This window comes from Nonomuraea sp. NPDC050783 (assembly GCF_040802095.1).
In the GTDB taxonomy this organism is placed as follows: Bacteria; Actinomycetota; Actinomycetes; order Streptosporangiales; family Streptosporangiaceae; genus Nonomuraea.
On the sequence record NZ_JBFAHK010000002.1, the window covers coordinates 172,390 to 197,868 of the forward strand.

General features: G+C 67.6%; 21 protein-coding genes and 1 pseudogene. 9 read left to right on the plus strand and 13 right to left on the minus strand.

The features are described 5' to 3' along the window. The first annotated feature begins 483 nt into the window (after nucleotides 1-483). Nucleotides 484-966, plus strand: a complete 483-nt coding sequence (locus AB0H75_RS05740; RefSeq protein ID WP_367790970.1) for a transposase — start codon at nucleotides 484-486, stop codon at nucleotides 964-966. On the opposite strand, the gene AB0H75_RS05745 is transcribed toward AB0H75_RS05740, so the two are convergent. The 4 genes from AB0H75_RS05745 to AB0H75_RS05760 all read right to left on the minus strand — a co-directional run bounded on the left by AB0H75_RS05745 (nucleotide 907) and on the right by AB0H75_RS05760 (nucleotide 5,167). Continuing rightward, on the minus strand, nucleotides 907-1,467 hold the full coding sequence (locus AB0H75_RS05745) for a GntR family transcriptional regulator (protein ID WP_367790973.1): 561 nt from the start codon (nucleotides 1,465-1,467) through the stop codon (nucleotides 907-909). The genes AB0H75_RS05740 and AB0H75_RS05745 overlap by 60 nt on opposite strands. Before the next feature lie 41 nt (nucleotides 1,468-1,508). Further along, nucleotides 1,509-1,985 (minus strand): GntR family transcriptional regulator, encoded by a 477-nt coding sequence (locus tag AB0H75_RS05750; protein ID WP_367790976.1) that lies wholly within the window; start codon nucleotides 1,983-1,985, stop codon nucleotides 1,509-1,511. A gap of 1,080 nt (nucleotides 1,986-3,065) precedes the next feature. Beyond that, nucleotides 3,066-3,722, minus strand: coding sequence for a DNA repair protein RadC (gene radC / locus AB0H75_RS05755; RefSeq protein ID WP_367790979.1), 657 nt, complete (start codon nucleotides 3,720-3,722; stop codon nucleotides 3,066-3,068). A gap of 728 nt (nucleotides 3,723-4,450) precedes the next feature. Continuing rightward, nucleotides 4,451-5,167, minus strand: coding sequence for a GntR family transcriptional regulator (locus AB0H75_RS05760; protein WP_367790982.1), 717 nt, complete (start codon nucleotides 5,165-5,167; stop codon nucleotides 4,451-4,453). Nucleotides 5,168-5,648: 481 nt separating this feature from the next. Between AB0H75_RS05760 and AB0H75_RS05765 the strand changes: the two genes are divergently transcribed. The 3 genes from AB0H75_RS05765 to AB0H75_RS05775 all read left to right on the plus strand — a co-directional run bounded on the left by AB0H75_RS05765 (nucleotide 5,649) and on the right by AB0H75_RS05775 (nucleotide 8,927). Further along, on the plus strand, nucleotides 5,649-6,098 hold the full coding sequence (locus AB0H75_RS05765; RefSeq protein ID WP_367790985.1) for a GNAT family N-acetyltransferase: 450 nt from the start codon (nucleotides 5,649-5,651) through the stop codon (nucleotides 6,096-6,098). A gap of 171 nt (nucleotides 6,099-6,269) precedes the next feature. After that, nucleotides 6,270-7,187: a 4-hydroxy-tetrahydrodipicolinate synthase gene (dapA, locus tag AB0H75_RS05770; protein WP_367790988.1), complete on the plus strand. Its 918-nt coding sequence runs from the start codon at nucleotides 6,270-6,272 to the stop codon at nucleotides 7,185-7,187. 54 nt (nucleotides 7,188-7,241) lie between these two features. Further along, entirely contained in the window at nucleotides 7,242-8,927 is a 1,686-nt protein-coding gene (locus tag AB0H75_RS05775; RefSeq protein ID WP_367790992.1) for a ribonuclease J, read from the plus strand. A gap of 529 nt (nucleotides 8,928-9,456) precedes the next feature. Here AB0H75_RS05775 and AB0H75_RS05780 read toward each other — a convergent pair. The 3 genes and pseudogenes from AB0H75_RS05780 to AB0H75_RS05790 form a co-directional block, all read right to left on the minus strand. After that, a complete protein-coding gene (locus AB0H75_RS05780; RefSeq protein ID WP_367790994.1) occupies nucleotides 9,457-10,233 on the minus strand; it encodes an ABC transporter permease in 777 nt (258 codons plus the stop codon). Between the two features lie 91 nt (nucleotides 10,234-10,324). Further along, nucleotides 10,325-11,089: an ABC transporter permease gene (locus AB0H75_RS05785; RefSeq protein ID WP_367790997.1), complete on the minus strand. Its 765-nt coding sequence runs from the start codon at nucleotides 11,087-11,089 to the stop codon at nucleotides 10,325-10,327. A 74-nt stretch (nucleotides 11,090-11,163) separates the two neighbouring features. After that, nucleotides 11,164-11,805: pseudogene (locus tag AB0H75_RS05790) on the minus strand (ABC transporter ATP-binding protein); the annotation flags it as partial. Between the two features lie 113 nt (nucleotides 11,806-11,918). On the opposite strand from AB0H75_RS05790, the gene AB0H75_RS05795 reads away from it, so the two are divergent. Then, on the plus strand, nucleotides 11,919-13,172 hold the full coding sequence (locus AB0H75_RS05795; RefSeq protein ID WP_367790999.1) for a sensor histidine kinase: 1,254 nt from the start codon (nucleotides 11,919-11,921) through the stop codon (nucleotides 13,170-13,172). Beyond that, entirely contained in the window at nucleotides 13,169-13,810 is a 642-nt protein-coding gene (locus AB0H75_RS05800) for a response regulator (RefSeq protein ID WP_367791002.1), read from the plus strand. Before AB0H75_RS05795 ends, AB0H75_RS05800 begins: the two co-directional genes overlap by 4 nt. A 169-nt stretch (nucleotides 13,811-13,979) precedes the next feature. On the opposite strand, the gene AB0H75_RS05805 is transcribed toward AB0H75_RS05800, so the two are convergent. Then, on the minus strand, nucleotides 13,980-14,291 hold the full coding sequence (locus AB0H75_RS05805) for a hypothetical protein (protein ID WP_367791005.1): 312 nt from the start codon (nucleotides 14,289-14,291) through the stop codon (nucleotides 13,980-13,982). Between the two features lie 1,418 nt (nucleotides 14,292-15,709). Between AB0H75_RS05805 and AB0H75_RS05810 the strand changes: the two genes are divergently transcribed. Both AB0H75_RS05810 and AB0H75_RS05815 read left to right on the plus strand, forming a co-directional pair. Further along, the gene (locus tag AB0H75_RS05810; RefSeq protein WP_367791008.1) at nucleotides 15,710-16,171 is read left to right on the plus strand and encodes a TspO/MBR family protein; all 462 of its coding nucleotides are present in this window, start codon (nucleotides 15,710-15,712) and stop codon (nucleotides 16,169-16,171) included. A 534-nt stretch (nucleotides 16,172-16,705) separates the two neighbouring features. Then, nucleotides 16,706-17,035: a DUF402 domain-containing protein gene (locus tag AB0H75_RS05815; protein ID WP_367791010.1), complete on the plus strand. Its 330-nt coding sequence runs from the start codon at nucleotides 16,706-16,708 to the stop codon at nucleotides 17,033-17,035. A 1,040-nt stretch (nucleotides 17,036-18,075) separates the two neighbouring features. Here AB0H75_RS05815 and AB0H75_RS05820 read toward each other — a convergent pair. The 3 genes from AB0H75_RS05820 to AB0H75_RS05830 form a co-directional block, all read right to left on the minus strand. Then, nucleotides 18,076-18,477 (minus strand): ester cyclase, encoded by a 402-nt coding sequence (locus AB0H75_RS05820; protein WP_367791012.1) that lies wholly within the window; start codon nucleotides 18,475-18,477, stop codon nucleotides 18,076-18,078. Between the two features lie 687 nt (nucleotides 18,478-19,164). Further along, nucleotides 19,165-20,295 (minus strand): hypothetical protein, encoded by a 1,131-nt coding sequence (locus tag AB0H75_RS05825; protein ID WP_367791015.1) that lies wholly within the window; start codon nucleotides 20,293-20,295, stop codon nucleotides 19,165-19,167. Nucleotides 20,296-20,627: 332 nt separating this feature from the next. Continuing rightward, complete coding sequence (locus tag AB0H75_RS05830) at nucleotides 20,628-21,884, minus strand: glucarate dehydratase family protein (RefSeq protein WP_367791018.1); 1,257 nt, start codon at nucleotides 21,882-21,884, stop codon at nucleotides 20,628-20,630. A gap of 105 nt (nucleotides 21,885-21,989) precedes the next feature. Between AB0H75_RS05830 and AB0H75_RS05835 the strand changes: the two genes are divergently transcribed. Beyond that, the gene (locus AB0H75_RS05835; RefSeq protein WP_367791021.1) at nucleotides 21,990-23,465 is read left to right on the plus strand and encodes an aldehyde dehydrogenase (NADP(+)); all 1,476 of its coding nucleotides are present in this window, start codon (nucleotides 21,990-21,992) and stop codon (nucleotides 23,463-23,465) included. A gap of 276 nt (nucleotides 23,466-23,741) precedes the next feature. Here the strand turns inward: AB0H75_RS05835 and AB0H75_RS05840 are convergent, their stop codons facing one another. Continuing rightward, nucleotides 23,742-24,647 (minus strand): 5-dehydro-4-deoxyglucarate dehydratase, encoded by a 906-nt coding sequence (locus AB0H75_RS05840; protein WP_367791024.1) that lies wholly within the window; start codon nucleotides 24,645-24,647, stop codon nucleotides 23,742-23,744. A 12-nt stretch (nucleotides 24,648-24,659) separates the two neighbouring features. Further along, nucleotides 24,660-25,421, minus strand: a complete 762-nt coding sequence (locus AB0H75_RS05845; RefSeq protein ID WP_367791027.1) for an IclR family transcriptional regulator — start codon at nucleotides 25,419-25,421, stop codon at nucleotides 24,660-24,662. Between the last annotated feature and the right edge of the window lie 58 nt (nucleotides 25,422-25,479).

Genomic DNA, 25,479 nt, shown 5'->3' on the forward strand with positions numbered 1-25,479 from the left:
CGCGCCCTGCCCGATCCGGCGCTTACCACGGACCCACGGGTGCTCGGCGTGGACGATTTCGCCCTGCGGAGGGGCCACTCCTACGGCACGATTCTGATCGGCATCTCCACCAGCCCGTGACGGACGCGCTGGCCGACCGGACGGCCGACACCCTGACCGCCTGGCTGCGCGCGCATCCCGGAGTCGAGATCGTCTGCCGCGACCGGGCCGGCGCCTGTGCCGAGGACATCACCAGGGGCACACCACACGCGACCCAAGTCGCAGATCGGTCGCAGACAGATGGCACATCTGGCGGAACCCTCGGTGAGGCCGTCGAACGCCCCGTCAACCGTCACCGCGATCACCGTCAAGCCCTGACCGCCGCGCCCAGCACCCACGCCGGCACCTCACCGCCTGAGGCGCGCCCGACCCACCCCGCTCGCCCGCTGACCGCCAGGACCGCACGCCACTCGAACCCGTGAGCGGCATACCACCATTCACGCCTTGCTGGAGCAAGGCCAAGGGCTGCGGGAGGCCGTCCGTCAGCTGTCCCTGGGCCGCAACACCGTCCGGCAGGCCACCGCCTGGTTCCTGCGCAACCCCGCGTACCTCGCCCCCGACGAACACCGCCAACGTGAGGCGCTCACCGTCGCTTCCCCGGAGCCGGCGGCGCCCCGTCTCCACGTGCACCGGTTCGCCGAAATGATGGCGCATCACCGCCGCCAGAATCTGGAGGACTGGATGACCGCAGTCCTGCGCGATGACCTGCCCGAGTCGCACTCCTTCGTCATCGGACTACGCCGCGACCACCAGGACGCTGTCACCGCCGGGCTCACCCCGCCCTACAACTCCGGCCCTGTCGAAGGCCACGTCCACCACACCAAGATGCTCAAACGACAGATGCACGGCCGCGCCGGCCCCGGCCTCCTACACAAACGCATCCTGCTGGGCGACCGACCACGGTCCGATTACGGAATGTGTGTCTGATCCAGAATTCGACTGTTGTTGATACCCGACAGGCCAATCCTCCCGCGCCGACACGTAAGTCCCCCGATACGGCACCGTGAAGACCCACCCATGCTCGCGCAGATGCGTGACAGCCCTCCGTACGGTGACCCTGGCAACCCCATACCGCTGCATCAACGAGGTCTCGCTCGGAATCGCCCGATGGGGCCGGAGCTCTCCACGCCTGATCCGAACGGCTATCTCGTCCGCGATCTGGAGGTAGATCGCCCTCGACCGCCTCTGCAACGGCACTCCGGCGGGACCCACGAAGGTGCCCTCACCCTGGACGGTGTGGACGAGCCGGCGCCTGCGAAGCTCCCGTGCCACGTTGCGCGCCGTGGTCCGCGCGATGTCGAACTCCGCCTCCATGGCCGCCTCGCTCAGCACGGCCTCGCCGGGAAGCAACTCCCCGTTGACGATCTGCTCTTCGATCATCTCGGCCACCTGGATGTAGAGGGGGACGGGCCCACCGCGTTCGAGCATCCTCATAGCGTAGACGTTTCGATACAAGCAGACGAGCGGAATCAGGCTTGGGGCCACGACTCTTCTGGCGAGACGTAACTGCCGCGCTGCGCGACGGTGTAGACCCATCCCTGTTCGCGCAGGAGCGCCATGGCCCGCCGCACTGTTTCGCGAGCCACGCCATACTGGTTGACCAGTGCGGCTTCACCCGGAACGGGGCGACGAGGGGCGAATTCTCCGGCCTTGATCTGTTCGGCCAGATCCATAGCGATCTGCTGATAGAGCGGCACCTTACGCTTCTTGCGGGGCGCTTGTTCAGGCTTGCCCACGAAGGCGCCTTCGCCCTGAACGGTGTAGACGATCCCCTCTTCGCGTAGTACATGGATCGCCCGCCTGGCGGTGGTCCTCGCGACCCCGAACTCCTGCTGGATGTCGGCCTCGCTGGGCACCGGATGTCCGGACGCGAGCCCGGAGACGCGACGCCGGATGATGTCGGCGATCTGGATGTAGATGTGGGTGTCCCCGTCGTAGTCGAGCACATTGGCAACATAGGCCAAGAGGTACAAGAGCTGGCATATCGCTCTGTCCCTTTAGACAGAACCCCCTTGCTAGAGAGGCGAGAGGATACAACTAGACCTATGGTGAAGGCATGGCCGAAGATCCTTCACCACTCGACAAATCATGCTTCACCGTCCATGTCCCACGGCTCCGTCCCCACTACACCCGGCTGAAATGGCGGCCCCTCCGTTCGCCCGAGGAACACGTACGCGTCCGCCACTACACGTGCCCCTGCCAGCCGACCTCCTACGAGTTGTGCCAGGCAGGCGGCCTCTTCTACATCCGCAGGACGCGCCGGGGTAAGGGAAGAGCGCTGGTCGACGAGACCTCAAGAGGCATATCCGCCCAGGTGACGATCATTTGGCACGAGCTCCTGGAGGGCCTGGCAGGCTGACCCCTCCCGCGCCGGCATGCCGCCGCCGCGCCGGCGCTGGCAGGTCATCCCGCGAAGGAGGAGCTCTGCCGCCCGCTGGGACCATCGGCCGGGACCAGAAGCATCCCCACCACAGGGTGATCCGGGAACGCCATACGCCTCCGCCCTGCCGATGCCCCCCGGGATCCCGCGAAGGGCCTCACGAAGCTCGCCAATGAACGCGGTCCCGAGCTCGATGTCCGTGGCCTCGCACGCGATGGCGGCACTCGTCCATGCACGGGTACGAGACGGTGTCCATGCACGGGTACGGGACGGTGAGGGGTGGCAGAGGGCCCGCGTTCAAGCCGGAATTGCGGACCGGTCGAATGCGGGCACCTCTGCCGGGCGCACGTGAGGCGACCATTCCTCACATGCTGCGCGCCTTCGCGCCGCAATCCCAAGCGGAACGCCGCGGTCAGAAAACTGTCGATGCGACCGAGGACGACCCGCCCGGGATTGGCGCGGAAGCATGGACATGGCCCCTTGCCACCAGGAGGCGTAGAACCACATCCACGGCGGATGTCGGCCGGCTGACGTCCGTAACGGCCTACCCGCGGCATTAGATTCTCATGGTCCACGCTTGGAAAACTGCTGTTCGTCGCTATGCACAAGATGATTCCCTTTGCCTTTGGCGGGCGGGTGGACGGGCTTACGTGGGGATTCGTCTCCAGGCGGCATCCGTGATGATCAGGTGGTCGAGCAGCCGCAGTCCGACCGTTTCGGCGGCCTCCAGAAGGCGGGCTGTCGCCTCCACGTCGGCCGAGCTCGGCTCCAGGGATCCACTCGGATGGTTGTGCGCGAGCCCGAACATCGCGCCGCCCGTGGTGAGCACCTCGGTGATCACTTCGCGGACCGGCATCGCTGTGTGATCGGCACCGCCTTCGGTGACGACCGAGCGTTTCAGCACGCGGCCTCCGGTGTCGCACACCACCATGACCAGGCGTTCCTGACTATGACCATGCAGGAGCGGGGCGCACTGGTCGGCCAGGTCGGCGGTGCTGGTGATGCGTTCGCGCTCGGGCCCCGCCTCCGCCCGCCGGACGAGGTGGAAGGCGGCGGCCACCCTCGCGGCCTTGGCGGGGCCGATGCCCGGCACGGTGAGCAGTCGATGCGGGTCGGAGCGGCCGAGCCCGTCGAGGTCTCCGCAGTGGTCGATGACCTGGGCGGCCAGGTCCAGGGCGCTCGAGCCGCGGAAACCCGAGCCGAGGAGCACGGCCAGGAGCTCACGGTCCGCCAGGGCGCTCGCGCCTCTGGACATGAGGCGTTCGCGTGGCCGGTCGTGCTTGGCCAGGTCTTTGAGTCGCATCGGCAACCTCCGCGACTGTTCTACCAACGAGGACCGACAATTCTCGGCCCCCTCCGGCTGCTACGCATTCTGCCGGGAATGGACGATAGTCAGGCTTTCTAAGCCGCGTGAGGCGGCCCCACCACTTCGTCATTTAGGTGAAGCGTCCGATTGGCACGGAAAAAGGAATCCTGCGCCTGTTATTCCTCTGAAAACCTGGATCTCGTCACGGCCAGGTGAGGGGACCTAGCTCACGTATGCGATATTTGGCGACGTGAGGGAAATTACCCACCCTCCGGGAGGTGACTGACCCCGCCGCCCTCGGCACCTCGCCTCCCCACTGCCAGGACGTCACCGCCGGCGTCATGGTGGCAACCGTGGTTCGAGCGGGAGCGCGCACGGGTGCGACGCAAGGCGATCCGGCCCACGGATGAAGGGCGGACAGCGGTGCGGTCCTCCCTGCGGGGAGCGGTTGATCGCGGTGTGCCCGATGCGAGCGGCTGCCCGGAGCCCGCTTCACGAGAACGGCAGATCAGGATCCCGTCCTGCTCCGGAGTGTTCCGGAGCAGGGGAGGCAATGTCGCTTTTCCGGACCAAAGGGCGACCCGCCCCGGCGGGCCAAGAGAAGGAAGGCCGGGCCACCTTGGGCTTCGGCCGGCTGATGCAGAGTATGGACGGTGGGAGGTTCCGGGCGAGGATGTGGTGGGGCTCGCCCGGAGCCTTCCGATCGCCACGCGGAGGACGTATGGCTAGGCGGGCATGCTGTACATCACCCGGAAACGGTCGCCGGGGATGACGATGTCGCTCGTCTCCACGGGACGGTCGCCGACCCAGTGGGTACGTTCGACGTGCAGGACGTTGACGCCCGCCGACAGGCCGAGCGCGTCGCTCTCGGCGGGGCGGGGGACACGGGTGCTGACACTCTCCACGATCTCGGTGATCTTCAAGCCGTGCGCGTACAGTCTCGCGACCAGACTGCGGCGCTCCTCCTCAGTGTGCGGAGCGAACTCCATCGGCTCGTAGGAGGTGGCGAGCTGAAGGGGTCTTCCGTCGCCGCGGAAGACATAGTGCGTCTTGGTGAGCGTGGTCGTCTCCTTGAGGCGGAGGCGGCGGGCGATGTCGGGCCCCGCTTCGGCCGGCTCGCTGTGCCAGTCCCAGGTCACGCGTCTGCCCTGGGACTGCAGATCGGCCGCGATCGGGGCCGGATGATCGAGATAACGCCACCGATGAAGAGGGGTCAGAACGGGGCGTTCTCTGACGTAATGTCCCGAGCCGACACGACCGATGATGAGCCCTTCACTCGCGAGCACGCGAAGCGCATGACGAGCGGCGGTCTCGCCCACCTGGTACTTACGGGTGAGTTGCGCCCGCGACGGAATGGGCGCACCGGGGGGAAGGGTGCCGTCGGTGATCTGCCGCCGGATGTCTTCGACGACACGCAGGTAGACCGGATCTGAGGTGGCCACTAGTCCATCCCTGGGGGGTTCAGTGTGAGGCGTTGCCCCATGTTGCCGTATTCGGCAGGTAACCGACCGTCATCGATGACTGCTGGAGCCCCAACTTTGCGATGGCGGAAAATTATCGGAGAAACCCTGTAACACAGCCATAAGGGGCGCCGATTCTCCGGTAGAGGTCGTCGATGTGTGTACCCCCGAGCACATATCGGCGGCCTCTTCCATTGCTCAGCCCCTGCCTCGGGGCTCAGCCCGGCGCGCCATGAGCTGGTATGACCTGCTCATGACCCGCTCGCTGGTGTGATGGGTGGCGGAAGTGCGCCTGCCCCTGGCGGAGGCGCCTCTTCCGGTCCGGCATGCCCCCTCGACGCGGCACGCGAGAGGGAAAGTGGTCACCCCGTTGCCTCGCCGAGTGGCCATGCCCAAGACGCCGCTTCAGTCCTAGGTTCTGCCCAGTGGACCTGTATGACGCTCCGTGAGGTCGGGAACGACGATGATCAGTATTGGTGGGCTCGTACCCGGTGACCGTGATGCCTGGGAGGACCTGTTCAGGGCGTACATCGATTTCTACGGACGACATGAGCCGGACGAGATGTACGAGAGGGCATGGGAGGAGTTCCAGGCGGACGTCCGGCTGCACGCCTTCGGAGCGAGGCTGGACGAGGGGAGACTCGTGGGGATCGCCCACTTCCTCACCCACGGCAGCACGTCCGCGCCCGACACCGACATCTGTTACCTCCAGGACCTTTTCACCGCGCCGGACGCACGCGGCAAGGGCGTGGGACGGGCGCTGATCGAGGCCGTGACCGGGTGGGCGCGGGAGCGGGGCTGCTCGCGGGTGTACTGGAACACGCACGAGTCCAACAGCACCGCCCGGCGGCTCTACGACCAGGTGGCCGAGAACCGTGGCTTCATCAGGTACCAGATCGACCTGCCGACCTAGCGCGGACGGCGTGCGGCCGGGAGCGAGTTGTCTGACCTCGGTGGTTTGCGTGCCGGAGAGCGGGGGATCAGCTTCTGGAATGTCCTCGAATGGAGGCAGAAAGCGACTCCAGGCAGGCGAAGCGGGGTGGCGGCGTCCAATGGATTTCCGAATCCGGGTAGCGTTCGCACTATGGCATCGCCAACTGGAACCACCGACGCGCCCTTCGGCCGTATGCTGACTGCGATGGTCACGCCGTTCACGCCGGACGGCGAGGTCGATTACGGCGCCGTGCGCCGGCTCGCCACCTATCTGGTGCACGAGCAGCGCAACGACGGTTTGATCGTCAACGGGACGACCGGTGAGTCCCCCACCACTACGGACGAGGAGAAGCAGCGCATCGTCAGCGCCGTCCTCGAAGCGGTCGGCGACCGCGCGACCGTGGTGGCGGGAGCGGGCACCAATGACACCCGCCACAGTGTCGAACTCGCGAAGCAGGCCGCACGCGCCGGGGCGCACGGGCTGCTCGTGGTGACGCCGTACTACAACAAACCTCCGCAAGAGGGGTTGTACCGGCACTTCACCGCCGTCGCCGACGCGACCGACCTGCCCGTGATGCTCTACGACATCCCGGGACGCAGTGGTGTGCCGATCAAGACCGAAACGCTCATCCGGCTCGCACAGCATGAGCGCATCGTGGCCGTGAAGGATGCCAAGGGTGACTTGTTCGCCGCCGGCCAAGTGATGGCGGCGACGGATCTGGCCTTCTACTCCGGCGACGACCTGCTCAACCTCGCCTGGCTCTCGCTCGGCGCGGCCGGGTTCGTCAGCGTGGTGGGGCACGTGGTGGGCTCCGAGCTGGCACAGATGATCCGCCTGCACAAGAGCGGAGACGTCGCCGGGGCCCTGGCCGTGCACAGCCAGATCGCGCCCGTCGTGGACGGCATCATGCTGCGCGCGGGCGGAGCGATCATGGCGAAGGCGGCATTGAGCATGGTCGGCATGCCGGCGGGTCCGGTACGGCTGCCGCTCGTGGATGCCACAGAACAGCAAATCGCCGAGCTGCGTACTTGCCTGGTAGCCGGCGGGGTGAAGTTGACAGACGCATAGGAACGGGGAGGAACCAGCAGTTTTGTACACACGATTTGATTGCGGGGGACGAGCATGAGCCATCCGCATCCTGAACTTGGCCCCCCACCGCCGCTGCCTGAAGGCGGCCTGCGCATCGTCGCGCTCGGCGGGCTGGGAGAGATCGGCAGGAACATGGCCGTCTTCGAATACGAAGGCCGCCTGCTGATCGTCGACTGCGGGGTGTTGTTCCCCGAGCCTGACCAGCCGGGCGTCGACCTCATCCTGCCTGATTTCGAGTACATCAGGGACCGCCTCGACGACATCGAGGCCGTGGTGCTGACACATGCCCACGAGGACCACATCGGGGCGGTGCCGTACCTGCTGCGCGAGCGGCGCGGCATCCCCCTGATCGGATCCAGGCTCACGTTGGCCCTGATCGAGGCCAAGCTCAGCGAGCATCGGATCCAGCCGAACAAGGTCGAGGTCGTCGAAGGCGAACGGCACACCTTCGGGCCTTTCGACTGCGAGTTCCTCGCGGTCAACCACTCGATTCCCGACGCGCTGGCCGTGGCCATCAGGACGCCGGCCGGCATCGTCCTGCACACCGGCGACTTCCGTATGGACCAGTTGCCGAGCGACGGCCGGCTCACCGACCTCGGCGGCTTCGCCAGGCTCGGCAGCGAGGGCGTCGATCTGCTGATGTCCGACTCCACCAACGCCGAGGTGCCGGGGTTCGTCACCAGCGAGCGGGAGATCGGGCCGGTCATCGACGAGGTGATCCGCACGTCCGAGCAGCGGGTCATCGTGGCCAGCTTCGCCTCTCACGTGCACCGCATCCAGCAGGTCATGGACGCCGCCGCCAGGCACGGCCGCAAGGTCGCCCTGGTGGGCCGGTCCATGGTGCGCAACATGGGCGTGGCCCGCGACCTGGGCTACCTCAAGGTGCCGCCGGAGCTGATCGTCGACTCGCGCGACATCGAGGAGTGGCCGCCACAGGACGTGGTGCTCATCTGCACCGGCTCCCAGGGCGAGCCCATGGCGGCGCTGTCGAGGATGGCCAACCGCGATCACCCGATCCGCATCGCCGAGGGTGACACCGTGCTGCTGGCTTCGTCGCTGGTGCCCGGGAACGAGGCGGCGGTCAACAAGGTGATCAATGGGCTGACCAGGTGGGGCGCCCGGGTGGTTCACAAGGGCAACGCCAAGGTGCACGTCTCCGGCCACGCGGCCGCCGGCGAGCTCCTCTACGTCCTGAACCTCACCCGCCCGTCCAACTTCATGCCCGTGCACGGCGAGTGGCGGCACCTGCGCGCCCACGCCAAGCTGGCCGCTCTCACCGGCGTTCCCGACGACCACATCGTGATCGCCGAGGACGGGGTCGTGGTCGACCTGGTGGACGGCAGGGCGAGAATCGTCGGCGCCGTGCACGCCGGATACGTGTACGTGGACGGCACGTCCGTGGGCGAGATCACCGACACCTCGCTCAAGGACCGCAGGATCCTCGGCGACGAGGGGTTCATCTCCGTGGTCGTGGTCGTGGACTCGAACACGGGCAAGCTCACCGCCGGTCCCGAGATCCACGCGAGAGGGTCGGGCATCGACCCGGCGCAGTTCGATGAGTTCATCCCGCACATCCAGCGGGCGCTCGAGGAGAAGGCCGCCGACGGCGTGGTGGACATCCAGGAGATCCGCCGGGTGGTCCGGCGCACGGTGGGGCGCTGGGTGAGCGACACCTACCGCCGACGGCCGATGATCATCCCTGTGGTGCTCGAGGTCTGAGAATCCTGGTGGTACGGCAGACGGGAAGAACGTCTGCCGTACCGATGGCAGCCGCCCATCGCCACGCGGAACCTCCGCCACTTCTTCACCTCCATCACGGGAACACCAGCGTCCGACGATCGCGTCGCCCCGGGTCCCGGGTCCGGCACAGCCCGACAAAACAGGAGCCCAGGAAGTGCTGCCGCATGAGCTGCAGCACGGGTCAGGACCTCGGGCGTCAGGAAGTGCTGCCGCGTGAACTGCAGCACTGATCAGAATCTCCGGCGTGAGGCCGGGAAGCGCGACATGGCGGACCAGACGCACCGCATGCGGCGGATAACTGCGCGGGCGGTGGACCACTGTGCCGGCGGTGGACCACTGTGTGCGGACGATGAACCGCTGTGTGAGCGGTGACCACTGTGCGGGCGGTGGACCACTGCGTGGGCGGTGAACCCCTCCACAAAGCCCACAAGCCGAGCGTCGTCGCGAGGAGTCAGGAGCGGTCCTGGCTGCAGCGGATGTATGCCAGGTGGTCCTTCGGCGCTTGTTGTCAGACGTCCCTCCGCTGCGTTGCCCAGATGGCTGCCAGGAGAGGGAGGATCGCGTAGGCGAGCAGGACCGCAGTGGCCGCTGCGGGTGACAGCAGTGAGCCGTACACCGAGGAGTCGTTGCTGCCACCGGTGATCTGGCGGGGAAGGCCGCCGATCATGATCGAGCCAAGGCGCTCGCTCCACGGCTCGGGGATGTTGCCGATGATGATGGGGAACACGTAGACGAGGCCGGTGATGACCGCGATGGCCGCGGCAGCCGAGCGCAGCAGAGCACCCAGACCCAGCCCGAGCAGCGCGAAGACCGGAACCGTGAGGCCGGTGGCGACCAGGATCGGCAGCTTGTCGATGAACGGGCCGGTGTAAGCCCCGGAGAACCGGTTACCGATCGCGAGCCGGGAGACGGCATAGGTGCCGAAGACGGCGACAGGACCGACGAGCAGACCCAGCGTGCCGACGATGACCGCCTTGGCGCCGAGAACGGGCCAGCGGCGGGGCACGACGGTGAAACTCGTTCTGATCAGACTCGTCACGTACTCCGAGGTCACCGCCAGCGTGCCCAGGATGCCCATGCAGAGCTGGGGCACGATCACCATGGCCTCCTCCAGCTCCGAGATACGAGCATCGGGACGCCTGGCCGGAGGCGCGTTGTCGAATGCGCCTGCGGCCATCGTCGCGAGAGCAAAACCCATGAGGACGGTGGCCAGGCTGATGCCGAGGATCACGTACGTCGAGCGGACCGAGCGGATCTTCAACCATTCGGCGGCGAGGACACTCATGATGACGTTCTCCGAAAGATGACGAGACGGGCGCGGCCTTTGCCGCCGCGTGGGATGGGCTGGCCACGCGGTGGAGTCGATCTCGGGGTGATCACGCTTCTCTTCTCCTGAGGATGTGGTGGCCGATGGCGAGTGCGACGACTGGATAGGCGACGAGCACGGCGAGGGCGGCCCAGGGGGAGAGGAGGCCGTCCCCGAGACGGGTCGAAAGGCGTTCGCCTGCCATCTGCGGGACGAGGTTGGGCAGGAGGAAGGTGGCGATGCGGCTGTTCCAGGGCGGAGGAAGGTAATTCACGACGCCGGGCAGGACGAAGAGCACCGCCACAACGGATCCGACCGCGGCGGCGGTCGAGCGGACAGCGGTGCCGAGGCCCAGTCCGACCAGGGCCAGCGCGGTCACCGACAAGCCGGAGGCCAGCAGTATCGGAAGATCGTCCGTTAGAGGAGTCGTGTTGAAGCCCAGGGAGTGGCCGTCCGCGATCAGGCGGCTCACCGAGTAGGTGAGCAGGAGGATGACGTTCGCCGCCACGAGCGTCACCAGGCCGACGATGATGGTCTTGGCCAGGAGCAAGGTGCTGCGGCTCGGGACCACGATGAGGCTGGTGCGGATCATGCCGGTGCTGTACTCGTTGGTGATGGCCAGCACGCCGAGGACCGACAGGCTGATCTGGACGAGTGGGAGGAAGCCCTCCTCCGGAGCCGCCGCACGCAGGGATCCGCGCTGGTCGGCCAGGCCGCTCACATAGAACGTCCATGCCATGCCCAGGACCACCATGAGAGCCGCCGCGCCCATCGCCTGGTAGGTCGACGGGAGCGAGCGTAGCTTGAGCCACTCGGAGGACATCACCGCCTTCATCGGGCCGCTCCGAACTGGATGCTGTCGGCCGTGAGAGCCATGTAGGCGTCTTCGAGCGACGGGTAGCGGCTTGTCAGCTCGGCGACAGTGGCCTCGGTGATGAGCCGGCCCCGGCCGATGATGACGATGCGCTCAGCGGTGAGGGCCATCTCGCTCATCAGGTGGCTGGACAACAGGATGGTGCGGCCCTCGGCGGCCAGCGAACGCATGAGATCCCGGATCCAGCGCACACCATCCGGATCGAGGCCATTCACCGGTTCGTCGAACATCAGCACGCCCGGGTCACCGAGTAACGCCATGGCGATGCCCAGGCGTTGTTTCATGCCGAGGGAGAAGCCGCCCACGCGTTTGCGCGCCACGCCGGCCAGGCCGACCTGCTCCAGCACTTCCGCCACGCGCACGGCGCCGATGTCGTTGGTGCGGGCCAGGCAGAGGAGGTGGCTGTATGCACTACGCCCGCCGTGGACGGCATTGGCGTCCAGCAGGGCGCCGACCTCGCGCATCGGCCTGCGGAACGTCGTGTAGCGCCGGCCGTTGATCAATGCCTGACCGGAGGTGGGAGCGTCGAGGCCCAGGATCAGGCGCATCGTGGTCGACTTGCCCGCTCCGTTGGGGCCCAGGAACCCGGTCACGTGACCGGGCTCGACCGTGAAGGACAGGTCATCGACGGCGAGCGTGCCGCCGTAACGCTTGGTGAGGTGCTGGAGTTCGATCACGGCGTCGAGCTTGGCCGAGCGAGGGCGGGCGGCGCGTCGGACCAGGGTCCGAACTTCAAGGTCAGACCCTGGGTTGACGTGCGGGGGTCGCAGCAGCGGCTACGGTTCATCGCGTGAACGGGACCTTCGGCACGGCGGGTAGCACGGACAAGCACCCCTTGTTCGCCAGACGGCTCAAGCGTGGGCAGTTGGTCATGTTCGACCTGGCAGCGGGGTTCGTCATCGCCTTCGCGTACTTCACGTCCGCAGCCAACGCCAGCGGGGTGCCGCCTTGGGTGAGAATCATCCTGCCGCTCGGATTGGGGCTGCCGCTGGCGCTGCGAAGAGTGCGGCCGATGTCCGTGTTCCTGTTCACTCTGGCGGTCGCGGTCGCGGCTCAAGTGGCAGACGTCGTCGCGTTTCCCTATTTCGCGTCCGCGTACGCGCTCTACGTCGTCGCGCTGACCGATCGGGCCGGCAGCGTGGTGCCGGTCTCGGCCATCGGGACGTTGAGCCTGCTCACCGTCGTGGGGCTGGTGGTGACAGGCACGCCGCGTGAGGCCGTCCCGTCGTGGGCTCTCAACCTCGATGAGCCCCTGATGGGGGTAGCGGCGCTGGGCGGCGCCTGGACGATCGGACGGGCCGTGTACGAGCGCAGGCTGTATGCGACACGGGACGCCGAGCGGCTGGCCGCGCAAGCGGTGACACAGGAGCGGTTACGGATCGCGCGGGAGCTGCACGACGTGGTCACGCACAGCGTCGGTCTGATCGCGGTCAAGGCAGGCGTGGCGAATCATGTGATCGCGACCAGACCGGAGGAGGCGCAGGACGCTCTGCGCGTGATCGAGACCGCCAGCCGGAGCGCCTTGGTCGAGATGCGGCATCTGCTCGGGGTGCTGCGATCGACCTCCGAAGCCGCCGATCGAGTGCCGGTACCGGGGCTTGCCGGGCTGGAGGGCTTGGTGCGGCAGGCACGGCTGGCGGGAGTGGATGTGCAGTTCGAGGCTCGCATCGGCGATGCCGACGAGCAAGGGGATGTGGACACGCCCAGAGGCAGGAGCAGAACGGATGACATCGCCGATGGGCGGTTGCCGGAAGGGGTCGAGCTGGCGGTTTATCGCATCGTGCAGGAAGCTCTCACCAATGTCATCAAGCACGCCGCACCGGCATGGTGCCGGGTCTCGGTCGTCGCTGATGAGAAGGATGTCTGGATCGAAGTCGTCGATGACGGGCCCGGAAGGCGCACGTTGCCCTCCGCGGGTGCCGGGCATGGGCTCATCGGTATGCGTGAGCGGGTCATGATGTACGGCGGTGTACTGGAGGCAGGAAGCTTGCCCGATCGGGGGTTCCGGGTTTTCGCGCGATTGCCGTACGGGGAGGTCGCGTGATCAGGGTGGTCATCGCAGACGATCAGGCGTTGTTGAGGGGAAGTTTCAAGGTCCTGGTCGACTCCGAGCCCGACCTCGCCGTGGTGGGGGAGGCCGCCACCGGGGCAGAGGCGGTCGCGGTCGTCCTGCAGCAGAGGCCGGATGTTGTGCTGATGGACGTGCGGATGCCCGAGATGGACGGTATCGAGGCCACTCGGCAGATCAAGGATGTTTCGCGAGTTCTGGTGGTAACCATGTTCGACCTGGACGCACATGTCTATGACGCGCTTCGGGCCGGCGCCAGCGGGTTCCTGCTCAAGGACACGCCACCTGCTGATCTGCTGACCGCTATCCGGGTGGTGGCGGGTGGAGAGGCGTTGCTCGCGCCCACGGTGACGCGCCGGTTGATCGAGCAGTTCACGCGCAGTCCGGTCATTCCGCAGGTGAAAGGGCTGGAGGGAGTGACAGACCGGGAGCGCGAGGTGCTGCTGTTGATCGCACGCGGGTTGTCGAACGGGGAGATCGCGAATCATCTGCAGGTGAGCCTGGCGACAGTGAAGACACACATCACCCGGTTGCTGGCCAAGCTGGAAGCGCGGGATCGTGCGCAGCTGGTGATCGCCGCTTATGAGAGCGGGCTGGTTTCGGCTGCGCCTTGAGCGGAGTGGGGTGGTGCCAGGACGCCTCAGCGACTGCTGAAGGATGAGACGTCCTGTGATCATTGCTGGATTCGATGAGATTGTGGCCGGTATCGGGTTCCGTGGACGTGGACGGATGTACGAGTGGGCGCCCCCGGGCTGGGGCCGGGGGCCTCGGGCCGTCACCAGATCAGGTGTCGTTCTCCAGGAGGCGATCGAATCTGATTCCTAGATCGATCATCTCGCAGCGAAGAAGGTCCAGGACTCGCGCGAGGTCGGAACGGAAGGCTTTGACGGAGTCGTCGAGCTGGCGGCGAACGCCGGCCAGCTCGTCGCCCCACGCGGCGAGGTCTTCAGCTACGTCGGCTCGAAGTTCGGCGATGTCCGTTCGCAGGGCGATGACGATGCTCGCGGTCGTTGCGCGGTCTGAGCCGGAGAGCATCTGTGCTTCCAGCGCCTCGACACGGAGTTTCAAACCGAGGATCTCCGTCTGGACGTCCACGCATTCCTACCTTTGCGGTGGTCGGGAGAGATGCCGGCTTGTAGTGACCGGGTCTCACTTGTTGGAGTCCATGGTGGCAACTATCGCGAGATTGTGCTGGGCGGGAGATCGGCGTCGGGTATGGATTTGTACTTCTCGGTGTTGAGTGGTTCACTCCGAGGATTCGTCACATCCGACCTGGCCCACATTTCCGGGGAGAGGAAAGCAATCCTCGGTGATCTCGTGATGGCGGTTTGCGGACTGCTTGTCGAGATGTGTGACATGGGTGGGTGGTAGTAGAAGTGCATGTATGGCATGTGGTAAAAGCGGTTTGTCGCGGAGGCGGTTCTCGTACAAAGCTGTCATATGACGATTCGGTACGTTGGGATAGCGGATTAGTCCTGCGTACGTGGGCGTATGTTGGCTTGGTGAATAGGGCGGCGTCGGTGCTTACACCTCGGCGAGTTGGATGACACGTGCATATGGGAGGCCGAAGTCCGTGACTACGCCGCCCCGGTCCCCGCTGCCTGGGATGGAGACCGTGTGCTGCGGCATCTGGTCGAAGCTCTGACCTCCGGAGGGAGCTGGTTCCTGGCGGTGCCGGGCGCACTTGAGTGCTGCAGTTGGGGTGCGTGTGGCGAGCCTTCCGAAGGCGAGGAAGCAGACACTGATTTGGTACGACTCGGCCGGATCGCTGGTTTCCGGACCCGACGGAGAGCGTTGAGCAGCGGACGCACGGGGTGGACGCACGGGTGGACGCACGTGGTGGACGCCGAACTCGCGGCCAGCGTATCCACCGTGTCGGTCCTTGCTGGCCCCTGCCGGGCCCGAATGCGGACGACCTCGATGGGGTTCTCGTGGCTCTTCTCGCCTTCGCCTTCTGGTCTGGGGGTGGGGTGAAGGACTTCGGCGACGCCGTTGCCGGCGTGGACGGACGTGCTGTGTCGATCACTCCGGGAGTCCAGGTTTCAGGGCGGCTTCCCGCGGGCGTCGATCCCGGGCATGCCCCGGGTTGTGGTGCTGTGACCATGGAGATGGGCGGATGGTGCGGCGTCGTCGAGACTTCGACAGCGGCCCTGGGCAGGTGATACGGCTGCGAAATCAGCTGAAGGAGGAACGCCGTGGACTGTATCCGGGCTGGGGCAGTAGTGGTCGCACGGCTTCGACGCATATCCGAGGAAGCCGGAGTCCTTACAGGAGGAGTTATCGCTTGGATAGCCATCTACCTGGCGGTTCATGCGGTTTGGGCGTTTTCCGCGTAGGTGGCTTGGTGGCCTCTGGACGGTTAACTCGACGTGCTTCTTGTCACCAGGATCCCGGGCTCGTGCGTGATCCTGGTCGCGGCTTGAGGTGGCGTTCGTGATGCGGCTGCGTATGGGAGATGTGTCGGTGCTTAGGCTGGAATGTCTGGGGCAGTGGCATCTGCTATGGCGATGTCGATGAGGAAAGCGCTGGTCCGTACTGGTCTGGCGGCTGCTGCTACGGCGGCTGCGGGGTCGTTGGGAACGGATCCTCGTAGTCGCTGGTATCGGCGGTTGCGCAAGCCCGCCTGGCAGCCGCCGGCACAGGCGTTCCCGCTGGTGTGGACACCGCTCTACGCGCTCATCGCGTTCGGGAGCGCGAGAGCACTGACACGGGGGGATGGGCAGGAGCGGGAGGCTTTCGGGCGGGCGCTGGCCGGGAACCTGGCGCTCAATGCCGGATGGCCCGCACTCTTCTTCCGGGCGAAGTCGCCTCGGTTGGCTTTGGCCGAGATCGCGGTGCTCAACCTTTCGAACGTGGCACTGATCCGTCGGGCGATGAAGGCGGATCGTACGGCAGGCGCCGCATTGGTGCCTTATGCGGCCTGGACTTTGTTCGCCACTGCCCTTAATGCCTCCATCGTTCGGCGTAATCGGTGACTTGGTAGGTGTTCAGAACGTCACTGTGGTGGGTTCGGGTGTTTTGCGGGCGTGTCAAGTATTTGAATTGGTTCGCTTCGGGGGATTCATAGGACTGGGAGCGCGAGTCCGGTCGTTCGCTGTCGGGGGAATGGGCGGGCTTTGAAGGAACGGGCGTTTTTCGCCGTGTAGGATTCCCGTGTACGCGGGTGAAGAGAAGCGGCTGTGAAGGCGTCTTGGGACTGCGGGTGGCCGGAGCCAAGGTGGGCCATCGATGCTGATGTTCTTTCTGTCTCAGGGCTTACCCGGAGGGGGCGGGCGCGTAGCCGGTAGGCCAGGGACGCTTTGCGGGCGGTTGCGGGGCTTGGTTCTGGACAAGCTGTTCGTGTGGGCGATGTGCGAGTGGTGTATCGGAAATACGACGGAGCGTTGCACTGGAACCACCCGGGGCGGGTGCTGGGTGAGGATGAGCACGGGGTTTGGGTGGGGGTGCCCTGCGGGACGGTAGCGCGTAAGGGAGAAGGGCCTACCGTTACGTGGACGACTACGGCGATCATGCTGTTCCCGCGGGACGCCTGGTGGACAGCTTCCTTCAACTCGGCGCCCAACCGCAGCGAGGTTTACGTGGACGTCACCACGGTGCCTGAATGGCGAGAAGGAGAGGTGACGATGATAGACCTGGATCTCGATGTGATCAGGCTGCGGGATGGGGGGCTCATTCTTGATGATGAGGATGAGTTCGCCGAACACCAGGTCTTGCTAGGGTACCCGCCGGAGTTGGTGGCGCGGGCCGAAAGTACTGCGCGGTGGTTGATGGGTGTGGTGGGGGACAGGCGAGGGCCGTTCGGGGGCGCGCATGTGGAATGGCTGGCCCTGTTGGGCTGAGTGCCGGAAGGCGCCGATGAGGGCTTGTCGGCTCGTTGAGGGCGGCGGATACGGCTGTGAGCGAGGCTGTAAGTGAGTGGCCGGTAGGCGGATGGTCTTGTTGGCTTGTGGTTGAAGTTTCTTGCGGATTGGTTTCTGGGGCTGGAAGAGAACCTGCGGATCTGATCAAGGCGATTGCACGGCTTGGTGTTCCAGCCACACTTATCGATCTTTGAGTTGTCGTCGCTGGCGGTGGATTTGGCGGGCGCGAGTTCGGTGGCGTCGTCGCCGGTGTGGCCCTTGCAGGGTGCGGCCTTCGTTGAGGGGTGGCCGGGTCAGCAGGGCGAACAGGTGGCGGATGTCGTTCGCAGAGATCGCGATGAGTTGGCCGCCGGTGCTGCTCGGTGATGCAGGTTGGGGGCGAGGGCGGCAGGGGGACGGCTATGAAGGCCAGGGGGAGCCGGTCCCGGGCGAACACGGCCAGGGTGATGATGTACCGGGGTCAGGTGGGACAGGGCCGGATCTGGTAGAGGGCGAAGGCGGCTTCGTTCATGCCGGTTGGAAGGGTTCTTTGCTTGTGCAGCGGGCTCCGGGCACGCGGACCAGGCGTGATAAGGGGGCCGACCGTCAGGGCTGACCGTCAGGGCTGACCGTCAGGGCTGACCGTCAGGGCTGACCGTGGAGTGTGGCGCAGCTAGAAGTCAGGTGGGGAGAACAATTGTTCAGGGAGCGGCGGATCAGTAGGCGATGGGTGGGGCAGTTGGTGGCGATCAGGGCCCAGTCATAGCGGCGTTCGTCTTTGGCGTTCGGTTTGCATGCCCGGGCACGCCTCTATTCCCCCTATTTTCCCGAAGCCGTTACCAGCGAAGACATCCCTCAAGATCGACGAGTGCGGCTGTGGCGGCTTCGACGCGGACTTCGGTCAGGGCCTGTGGGTTATGGAGAGCGGATGCGGGCGTCCGTTTGTGTGCTCGCCATCAGCAGGTACGCGTGCCTGCGTGTCGTCCCGGCACGTAAGCGGGCGGCGCCATCGGTGGCCAGCGGCGGCAGTGCACTCCGTGTCAAGCGTCAGTGTGCCGCGGCGGGTCGGCCTTCTCCGCGCGGACGAGGCTGAGCATGTCCATGCTGCGCCACGCTTCAACGATCTTGTCCGCCTTGAACCTGTCTATGGTGATTCCCGCCAGCCTATGGGGCTTTCCGTCGCGGGTCATGGCGGCGACCCATCGGGTCGCGACCCGGTCGCCTTCGGCGATCTGATCCTCGACGTGGATGTGCAGGTCCGGATAGAGACGACGACTGCTCTCGATGCTCTTCTTCAGGCCGGCAAGTCCTTCGCTTCCGTGCGGATCGTACGGGTCGTGATGCACCGCGTCCGGCGCGATGATCTCATCGAGCCTGCTGAGATCACCGGTGTTCCAGACGCTGAACACCGTACGGGCGGCTGCCTTGTTCCGTTCGGACACCAGTCTGCTTCCTCACGAGGGTCAGTGATCCGATCAGTTCACGAGCAAGCCTCCTCTCCGGACCGCGCCAGGGCAAATACCGGAAAACGGCCTCGGCCGCTCGCGGGCCGCGCAGGGCCGGCCCATCCATCCAGGCTTGTGGCGCGGTGGGCCGACCGGCGGCCCATTCGCTCGCGACAGCGAGGGCAGGAAATCGTCTGTCGCTGAGGTGGCCTGGTTTCGCGGAGTTCTCTGTCGGGGCGGGCTCTTGGACAGCGTTCTGGGGTTTGTTGGTTTATGCCGTTGAGGAAGGGATGGGAGGTTGTGGCAAAGCTGGAGGCTTGCCGGATGGTGATGGCGGATTGCACTGGTCGGAGTCGGAGTCGGAGTCAGGGTCAGGGTCGGGTTGGGATCGGGACCAGGTCGGGGTCGGAACCGGGTCGGGACCTGGTCGAGGTCAGGCGGGCTTTTGGATTCGGTCTCGGGCGGGGTGGGGCGGGGCGGGGAGTGGGTGCGTGGGGGCTTCTCGTTCATGCGTATGCGAGGTGGCGGTCTCCAGGGTTCGGGGTGCTTGCTTGGTAAGGGGAAAGACGTGGCCCCTTCGGGAGGAGGGCGGTCCGGTAGGGAGGTGTGTGGCCGTGGGCCTGGTGATGGATGGTGTGCCGGGGGTTGTGGGGTTCCGATCAGGTGCTCTGCGGTGGTGGGCTGTCAGGCGAGCTGGCGGAGGGCTTCGGCCAGGGCGGTCAGGCGGGCGGGGGAGGCCAGGCCCGCGTGGTACAGGTGGAATTCCGTAGCGCCGGCCTTCGCGTACGTCCTCAGATGGTCGGCCAGGACGGCGGGATCGGCTGGACGGGGCGGCAGGGCCAGGACATAGGCGCCTATCCGTTGGGCCGGTGTGGACATGTCGGCCAGCCGGGTCAGGCGGGTCGCGTCCTGGGCGGGGTCACCCCAGCAGTTGGCCACCAGGACGTCCGCGACCGGATCGCCTTCCGGGAGGGCGGCGAAGGCACCGGTCGCCCAGGGGTCCGGGTTGACGTGCAGGGTGAGGGGAAGGTCGGGGGCGATTTCGCGGGCCGTGGCCAGCAGGCGGTGGCGCAGGGTTGCCGACAGGGAGACGCGGATGGTGCGTACCTCGTCCGCCAGAGGGCCGAGGACCTGCTCCACAGTGGTGAGGTCGGCGGCCGCAGGGGTGGTGCGGTCGATGGCCTCGCGGACCCTCGCCCTGGTGGGCTCCGGGTAACGGGGAGCGCAGGACGTGCAGAAGCACAGGGAGAGGAGGTCGGAGTCGAGCGCGGTCCAGTCGGCGCCGGACGTCTTCTCGTGGACGCTCTGGTGGCCGAAGCCCATCGGGCCGCAGGCCTCCAGGATCAGGCCGTCGGGAGCGGCCACCGTGAGGATCTCGGTGACGAGGCGGTCGCAGTAGTCGAGGACGTCCTCGTGGGCGGGGCACAGCGCGTACGGGTACGGGTCGCCGAAGGCGTTGCGGACGACCAGATCGGGGTTCGCGGCACCCAGGTGGGAGTTGTGGGTCAGGACAGTCCAGGCGTGGACGGGGAGGCCGGCCGCCTTCAGGGCGTCCCTGGCCTGTAGGTAGGCGTCGGCCGGGGTCCAGGTCGGGGACGCCGGGACGAGACGGGACCAGGCGGACGGGCGTACCGGGAGGTAGAGGGCGGGATGCGGGACGTCCAGGACGCGGTGCGACGGGTGGTACGGGGTGGCGGCCCGGGTCGAGTGGTAACTGGCGGCCAGCGCGATCGCGTCCACGCCGAGCGAGGCCAGGCGTTCGGGGGCGGACGGGTCGCCGACCACGTCCCAGGGGTAGACGTAGGCGATGTTCATGGGGCTACTCGGCTCCTGGGGTGATTGCGACGACGGTCGTGCGGCTGACGGGTCATCGGGTGGGTGAGCGGATGAGGGAGGGAATGGAAGTCGGTCCCACGAGCGGGCAGGCGACAGGGGGAGGGCTGGAAACCGGTCTCAGCGGGGTGGAACGGGAGACAGGCGAAGCCAGGCCAGGACAGGGAAGGGCCGGAGAGGGTCGGGGGGGGCCGGGGAGGGCCGGGGAGGGCCGGGAGATGGTCGAGCGGGTGGGCGGTGGGCGGCGAGGGGGGAGTGGCAGGGCTGGTGGGTGGCGCGAGGCGTGGGTGGCAGAAGGGGGCGGGTCCTGGGAGTCACCAGCGGGGGCGTTCGGCGGAGAAGGAAGGGGTGAAACGCTGCATGTACGTCGTGTCATCCCGTGCCACGATGCCGCACTTCTCGTACTGCTCGTGCATGCGGGCCAGCGCGTCCCGGTCGAGTTCCACACCCAGGCCGGGACCGGCGGGGACGGGGACGGCGCCGTCGACGAAGCGCAGCGCGCCGGGGACGACCACGTCCTGGCCGTCCTGCCAGGGGGTGTGGGTGTCGCAGGCGAACGTGAGGTTCGGGGTGGCGGCGGCCAGGTGGGTCATGGCGGCCAGGCTGATGCCGAGGTGGGAGTTGGAGTGCATGGACAGCGACAGGCCGAACGTCTCGCACAGGCTGGCCACGTGCGAGGAGCGGACGAGGCCGCCCCAGTAGTGGTGGTCCAGGAGGAGCACGCCGATCGCGCGGGAGGCGATGGCGGGTGGCAGGTGCTCGGGGGTGACCACGCACATGTTGGTGGCGAGGGGCATGGGGACGGACGCGGCCACCTCGGCCATGCCGGAGATGCCGGAAGTGGGGTCCTCCAGGTACTGGAGCCGGCCTTCGAGCTCGCGGCCGACGCGGATGGAGGTCGCGACGGTCCAGGCGGCGTTCGGGTCGAGGCGCAGCGGCACGCCGGGGAACGCCTCGTGGAGGGCCTTGATCGCGGCGACCTCCTCGTCCGGCGGGAACACGCCGCCCTTCAGCTTGATCGACTTGAAGCCGTACTCCTTGATGAGGAGGGCGGCCTGCTCGACGACGCCGGCCGGGTCGAGCGCCGCGCCGAAGCGGTCGGGCTGGTCGCCGGGGTGCCCGGCCCACTTGTAGAACAGGTACGCGCTGTACTCGACGGCGTCCCTCACGCGTCCGCCGAGCAGGTCGACGACGGGCACTCCGGCGGCCTTGCCGCGAATGTCCAGGCAGGCCACCTCGAAGGGGGCGAAGATCCGGTCGACGCTCTTCTCCTTCGTCGCGACGCCGGTCAGGCCGTGCAGGTCGGTGACCACGTCGCCGACGGTGGCGGCGACGCGGGCGTACATCGCGTGCGTGGCGTGCACGTCCAGGCCGAGGAGGGCCTGCGCGCACTCGCGTACCTTGCCGAGATGGCCCAGGTCGCCGTAGGTCTCGCCCAGCCCGGTCAGTCCCTCGTCCGTGACGACCTCGACAATGGTGCGCAGGGCCCACGGCTCGTGGACTCCGGCGGCGTTGAGCAGGGGTGGATCCCGGAAGGCGACCGGTGTGACGTGGATCTCCCTGATGATCATCTCAACCGCCGTCCATATATGTGAACAAGAGCCAGATTTGTGGACAAGTATCCAAAACTGTAAGAATTGGGCTGAAGAAGTGTCAAGACTCCGAAGGGCCATTCGATGATCTACGGACACGACCCCAAGACCGGCCAGACCGTGGGCGACGGCCTGCCAGAGACCGACACCGCCGGAGTCGATCTGGTCGTTTCCGCCGCGGCGGCGGCCGGGCAGGCCTGGCGGGCGACCCCGGCGGCCGAGCGGGCGCAGGCGCTGGAAGTGGTCGCCGACGCCCTGGCCGCGCACGTGGACGAGCTGTGGCAGCTCGCCGACCAGGAGACGGCGCTCGGCGAGACGCGCCTGCGGGGCGAGGTGGCGCGGGCGGCGGGGCAGTTCAGGCTCTTCGCCGAGGTGATCAGGGATGGCGGTTACCTGGAGGCCATCATCGACCACGCCGATGGCTCGCTGGCCCCGCCGCGGCCGGACGTGCGCCGGATGAAGCACGCGCTGCCGGGCGTGGTGGCCGTGTTCGCGGCGAGCAACTTCCCGTTCGCGTTCTCCGTGGCCGGCGGCGACACCGCCTCGGCGCTGGCGGCCGGATGCCCGGTGGTCGTCAAGGCGCACCCCGGGCACCCGAACACCTCCGAGCGGGTGGCGAAGATCGTGCGCGAGGCGCTGCCGTACCCGGACCTGCTGGGGCTGGTCCAGGGCATGCAGGCCGGCGCGGACCTGGTCAGGCATCCGCTGGTGGTCGCGGCCGGGTTCACCGGGTCGGTGGCCGGAGGGAAGGCGATCCAGAAGCTGATCGACGAGCGGGAGACGCCGATCCCCTTCTACGGGGAGCTCGGGAGCGTCAACCCCGTGGTCGTGCTGCCGTCCGCGCCGGTGGACAAGGTGGCGACCGGGTTCGCGGGGTCGCTCACGCTGGGGGTCGGGCAGTTCTGCACGAACCCGGGGCTGATGTTCGTGCCGGAGGGCGACGAGCTGCGCAAGGCCCTCGTGGAGGCGGTCGAGGGCACCAGCGGCGGGCCGATGCTGGCCGAGCGGATCAGGGACGGCTACCTGGGCGGCGTCGAACGGCTCGGCGAGCTGCGGCTGCTGGCCGAGGGCAAGGCGGGCGAGGGGAGCTGGGCGGTGACGCCGAAGGTGTTCACCACTGATCTCGACACCTTCGCCGGGAAGCTGCCGGGGATCGGCGAGGAGTGCTTCGGGCCCGCGTCGATCGTGGTGACGTATCGGGAGGTCTCCGAGCTGCGGGCGGTGCTCGAACGGCTCGACGGGTCGCTGACGGCCACCGTTCACGGCACCGATCCGGGGGAGGCGGGTGACGTCGTCGAGGTGCTCGGGCGCAAGGCCGGGCGGCTCATCTGGAACGGGTGGCCGACCGGGGTGGCCGTGTGCTGGGCGATGCACCACGGCGGGCCGTGGCCCTCGTCCACCTCGGCGTCCACGTCGGTCGGGGCGACGGCCATCGAGCGGTGGCTGGTGCCGACCGCTTACCAGGACTGGCCGGAGGCGCTGCTGCCGGACGAGCTCAAGGACGGCAACCCGCTGGGCATCCCGCGTCGAGTGGACGGTCGGCTGCAGCTCGCCGGTTGAGGGCGGTTGCTGGCGGCTCGCCGACTGCGAGCGGTCGTCCGTGGCTCGCCGACCGTGAGCGGTTGTCCGCGGCTCGCCGATCGTGAGCGGTCGTTCGTGAATCGTCGGCTGAAGCAGGTGTCGGCCGAGGGTGCAGGTGGGGCTGGCCGGGGAGCGGGTTCGGGGGCGGCCGGGTTCAGGGGTGGTCGGGTTCAGGGGTGGTCGGGTTCAGGGGTGGTCGGGTTCAGGGGTGGTCGGGTTCGGGGGGCGGCGGTTGGGTTCGGGGGTGGTCGGGTTTCACGGGGCGGCGATTCTCAGGCCCGCCGTCAGGATCTGTTCCAGGCGCTTCACGTGCTCGGCGGACGGGTCCACCAGCGGTGCCCGCACCCCGCCCACATCCAGCCCGCGCAGCCGCACCCCCGCCTTCACCAGCGACACCGCGTACCCGGGCACCAGGTCCCGCAGCTCGACCAGCGGCAGGTAGAAGCCGCTCAGCAGGCGCCGCACGGTCACCTCGTCCCCGTCCGTCAGCGCCTGGTGGAAGGCCAGGGCGATCTCGGGTGCGAACGCGAACACCGCGCTGGAGTACAAGGTCACCCCGAGGCCCCGGTAGGCGGGCATGGTGAACTCGGCGGTCGGCAGCCCGTTGAAGAACGTGAACTCCTCGCCGCCCGCCTCCCGTACCCGCAGGATGATGCGGTGCAGCAGGTCGAGGTCGCCCAGGCCGTCCTTGAAGCCGATGACGTCCGGCACCCGGGCCAGCTCGGCCACGGATTCGGGGGTGAAGCGGGCGGTGCCCCGCTGATAGATGATCACCGGCAGGTCAGCCGCCGCGGTGACCTCGCGCACGTACCGGACCAGGCCGGCGACGGGGGCGTTGACCAGGTAGGGCGGCATGAGCAGCAGGCCGTCGGCGCCCTGGGCGGCGGCCTCGCGGGCGGTGGCCCGCGCGGCGGGCAGCGTGCCGCCCGCTCCGGCCAGGACGGGCACCCGGCCGCCGGTGGCGGCGACGGCGGTGGCCACCACCCGGCCGTACTCGGCGAGGTCGAGGGCGTTGAACTCGCCGGTGCCGCACGCGGTGAACACCCCTCCCGCTCCGGCCGCGACCCCTTCGGCGACGTGCCGGGCGAGCGTCGCCTCCGCGAGCTCCCCGCCGGGCCCGAACGGGGTCACCGGGAAGAAGAGAACACCATCGAGCCGCATCGGCGGTCCTTTCTAGCGGATGCCCTCCCGGCGGAGGGTGGCGGCCAGCTTGCGGGTGTGCTTGATCACCGCTTCGGTGACCCGTTCGACGTCGGCGGGCGGCAGTCCCGCGGGCATGGAGCAGCTGATCGCGTCCGTGGCCGGGATGCGGTAGTCGACGGCCACGGCGACGCAGGCCACGCCGGGCGTGCCCTGCTCGCGTTCGCAGGCCCAGCCCCGGGTGCGGACCTGGTCGAGCTCGCCGGTCAGCTTGACCAGGTCGGTGATCGAGTGCTCGGTCAGGCCGGGCAGCGGGTCGGGGAGCAGGGCCACGACCTCGTCGTCGGTGAGCTGGGCGAGCAGGGCCTGGCCGAGCGCGGTCACGTGGGCGGGCAGCCGGCGCCCGACCCTGGGGATGACGTGCGCGGCCTCGCGCGACTCCCTGGTCGCGAGGTAGAGGACGTGCGCGCCGTCGCGGCGGGCGAAGTGCACGGTCTGCCCGATCTCGTCGCGCAGGTCCTCCAGCGTCTCCTGCGCGAACGGCAGCGCGGGGTCCTTGTCCAGGTAGGCCGTGCCGGTCAGCAGCGCGTGCGGGCCGATCCCGAACGCCGACCGGGCCGAGTCGGTCTCGACCCAGTTGAGCTCGACCAGCGTCCGCATGAGGGCGTGCAGGCTGCTGCGCGGGAAGCCGGTGCGTTGCTGGAGCTCCGACAGGGTCAGGTTCTCGTGCGAGTCGGCCAGCGCTTCCAGGATGCGTACCGTCCGCTCGGCGGACTTGACCAGCTGGGGCTCCATACTCATCCCATCTCGATGTCCCTGTGACACATCCAGCATATTGGATACCGTCCAGGTA

Excerpts from the sequence above, each read along its gene's own strand:
- AB0H75_RS05745 (WP_367790973.1), bottom strand. The coding sequence starts at position 1,467 with ATGCTCGAACGCGGTGGGCCCGTCCCCCTCTACATCCAGGTGGCCGAG.
- radC (WP_367790979.1), bottom strand. The coding sequence starts at position 3,722 with ATGCGACTCAAAGACCTGGCCAAGCACGACCGGCCACGCGAACGCCTC.
- AB0H75_RS05765 (WP_367790985.1), top strand. The coding sequence starts at position 5,649 with ATGATCAGTATTGGTGGGCTCGTACCCGGTGACCGTGATGCCTGGGAG.
- dapA (WP_367790988.1), top strand. The coding sequence starts at position 6,270 with ATGGCATCGCCAACTGGAACCACCGACGCGCCCTTCGGCCGTATGCTG.
- AB0H75_RS05775 (WP_367790992.1), top strand. The coding sequence starts at position 7,242 with ATGAGCCATCCGCATCCTGAACTTGGCCCCCCACCGCCGCTGCCTGAA.
- AB0H75_RS05780 (WP_367790994.1), bottom strand. The coding sequence starts at position 10,233 with ATGAGTGTCCTCGCCGCCGAATGGTTGAAGATCCGCTCGGTCCGCTCG.
- AB0H75_RS05785 (WP_367790997.1), bottom strand. The coding sequence starts at position 11,089 with ATGAAGGCGGTGATGTCCTCCGAGTGGCTCAAGCTACGCTCGCTCCCG.
- AB0H75_RS05810 (WP_367791008.1), top strand. The coding sequence starts at position 15,710 with ATGAGGAAAGCGCTGGTCCGTACTGGTCTGGCGGCTGCTGCTACGGCG.
- AB0H75_RS05815 (WP_367791010.1), top strand. The coding sequence starts at position 16,706 with ATGCTGTTCCCGCGGGACGCCTGGTGGACAGCTTCCTTCAACTCGGCG.
- AB0H75_RS05825 (WP_367791015.1), bottom strand. The coding sequence starts at position 20,295 with ATGAACATCGCCTACGTCTACCCCTGGGACGTGGTCGGCGACCCGTCC.
- AB0H75_RS05830 (WP_367791018.1), bottom strand. The coding sequence starts at position 21,884 with ATGATCATCAGGGAGATCCACGTCACACCGGTCGCCTTCCGGGATCCA.
- AB0H75_RS05835 (WP_367791021.1), top strand. The coding sequence starts at position 21,990 with ATGATCTACGGACACGACCCCAAGACCGGCCAGACCGTGGGCGACGGC.
- AB0H75_RS05840 (WP_367791024.1), bottom strand. The coding sequence starts at position 24,647 with ATGCGGCTCGATGGTGTTCTCTTCTTCCCGGTGACCCCGTTCGGGCCC.
- AB0H75_RS05845 (WP_367791027.1), bottom strand. The coding sequence starts at position 25,421 with ATGGAGCCCCAGCTGGTCAAGTCCGCCGAGCGGACGGTACGCATCCTG.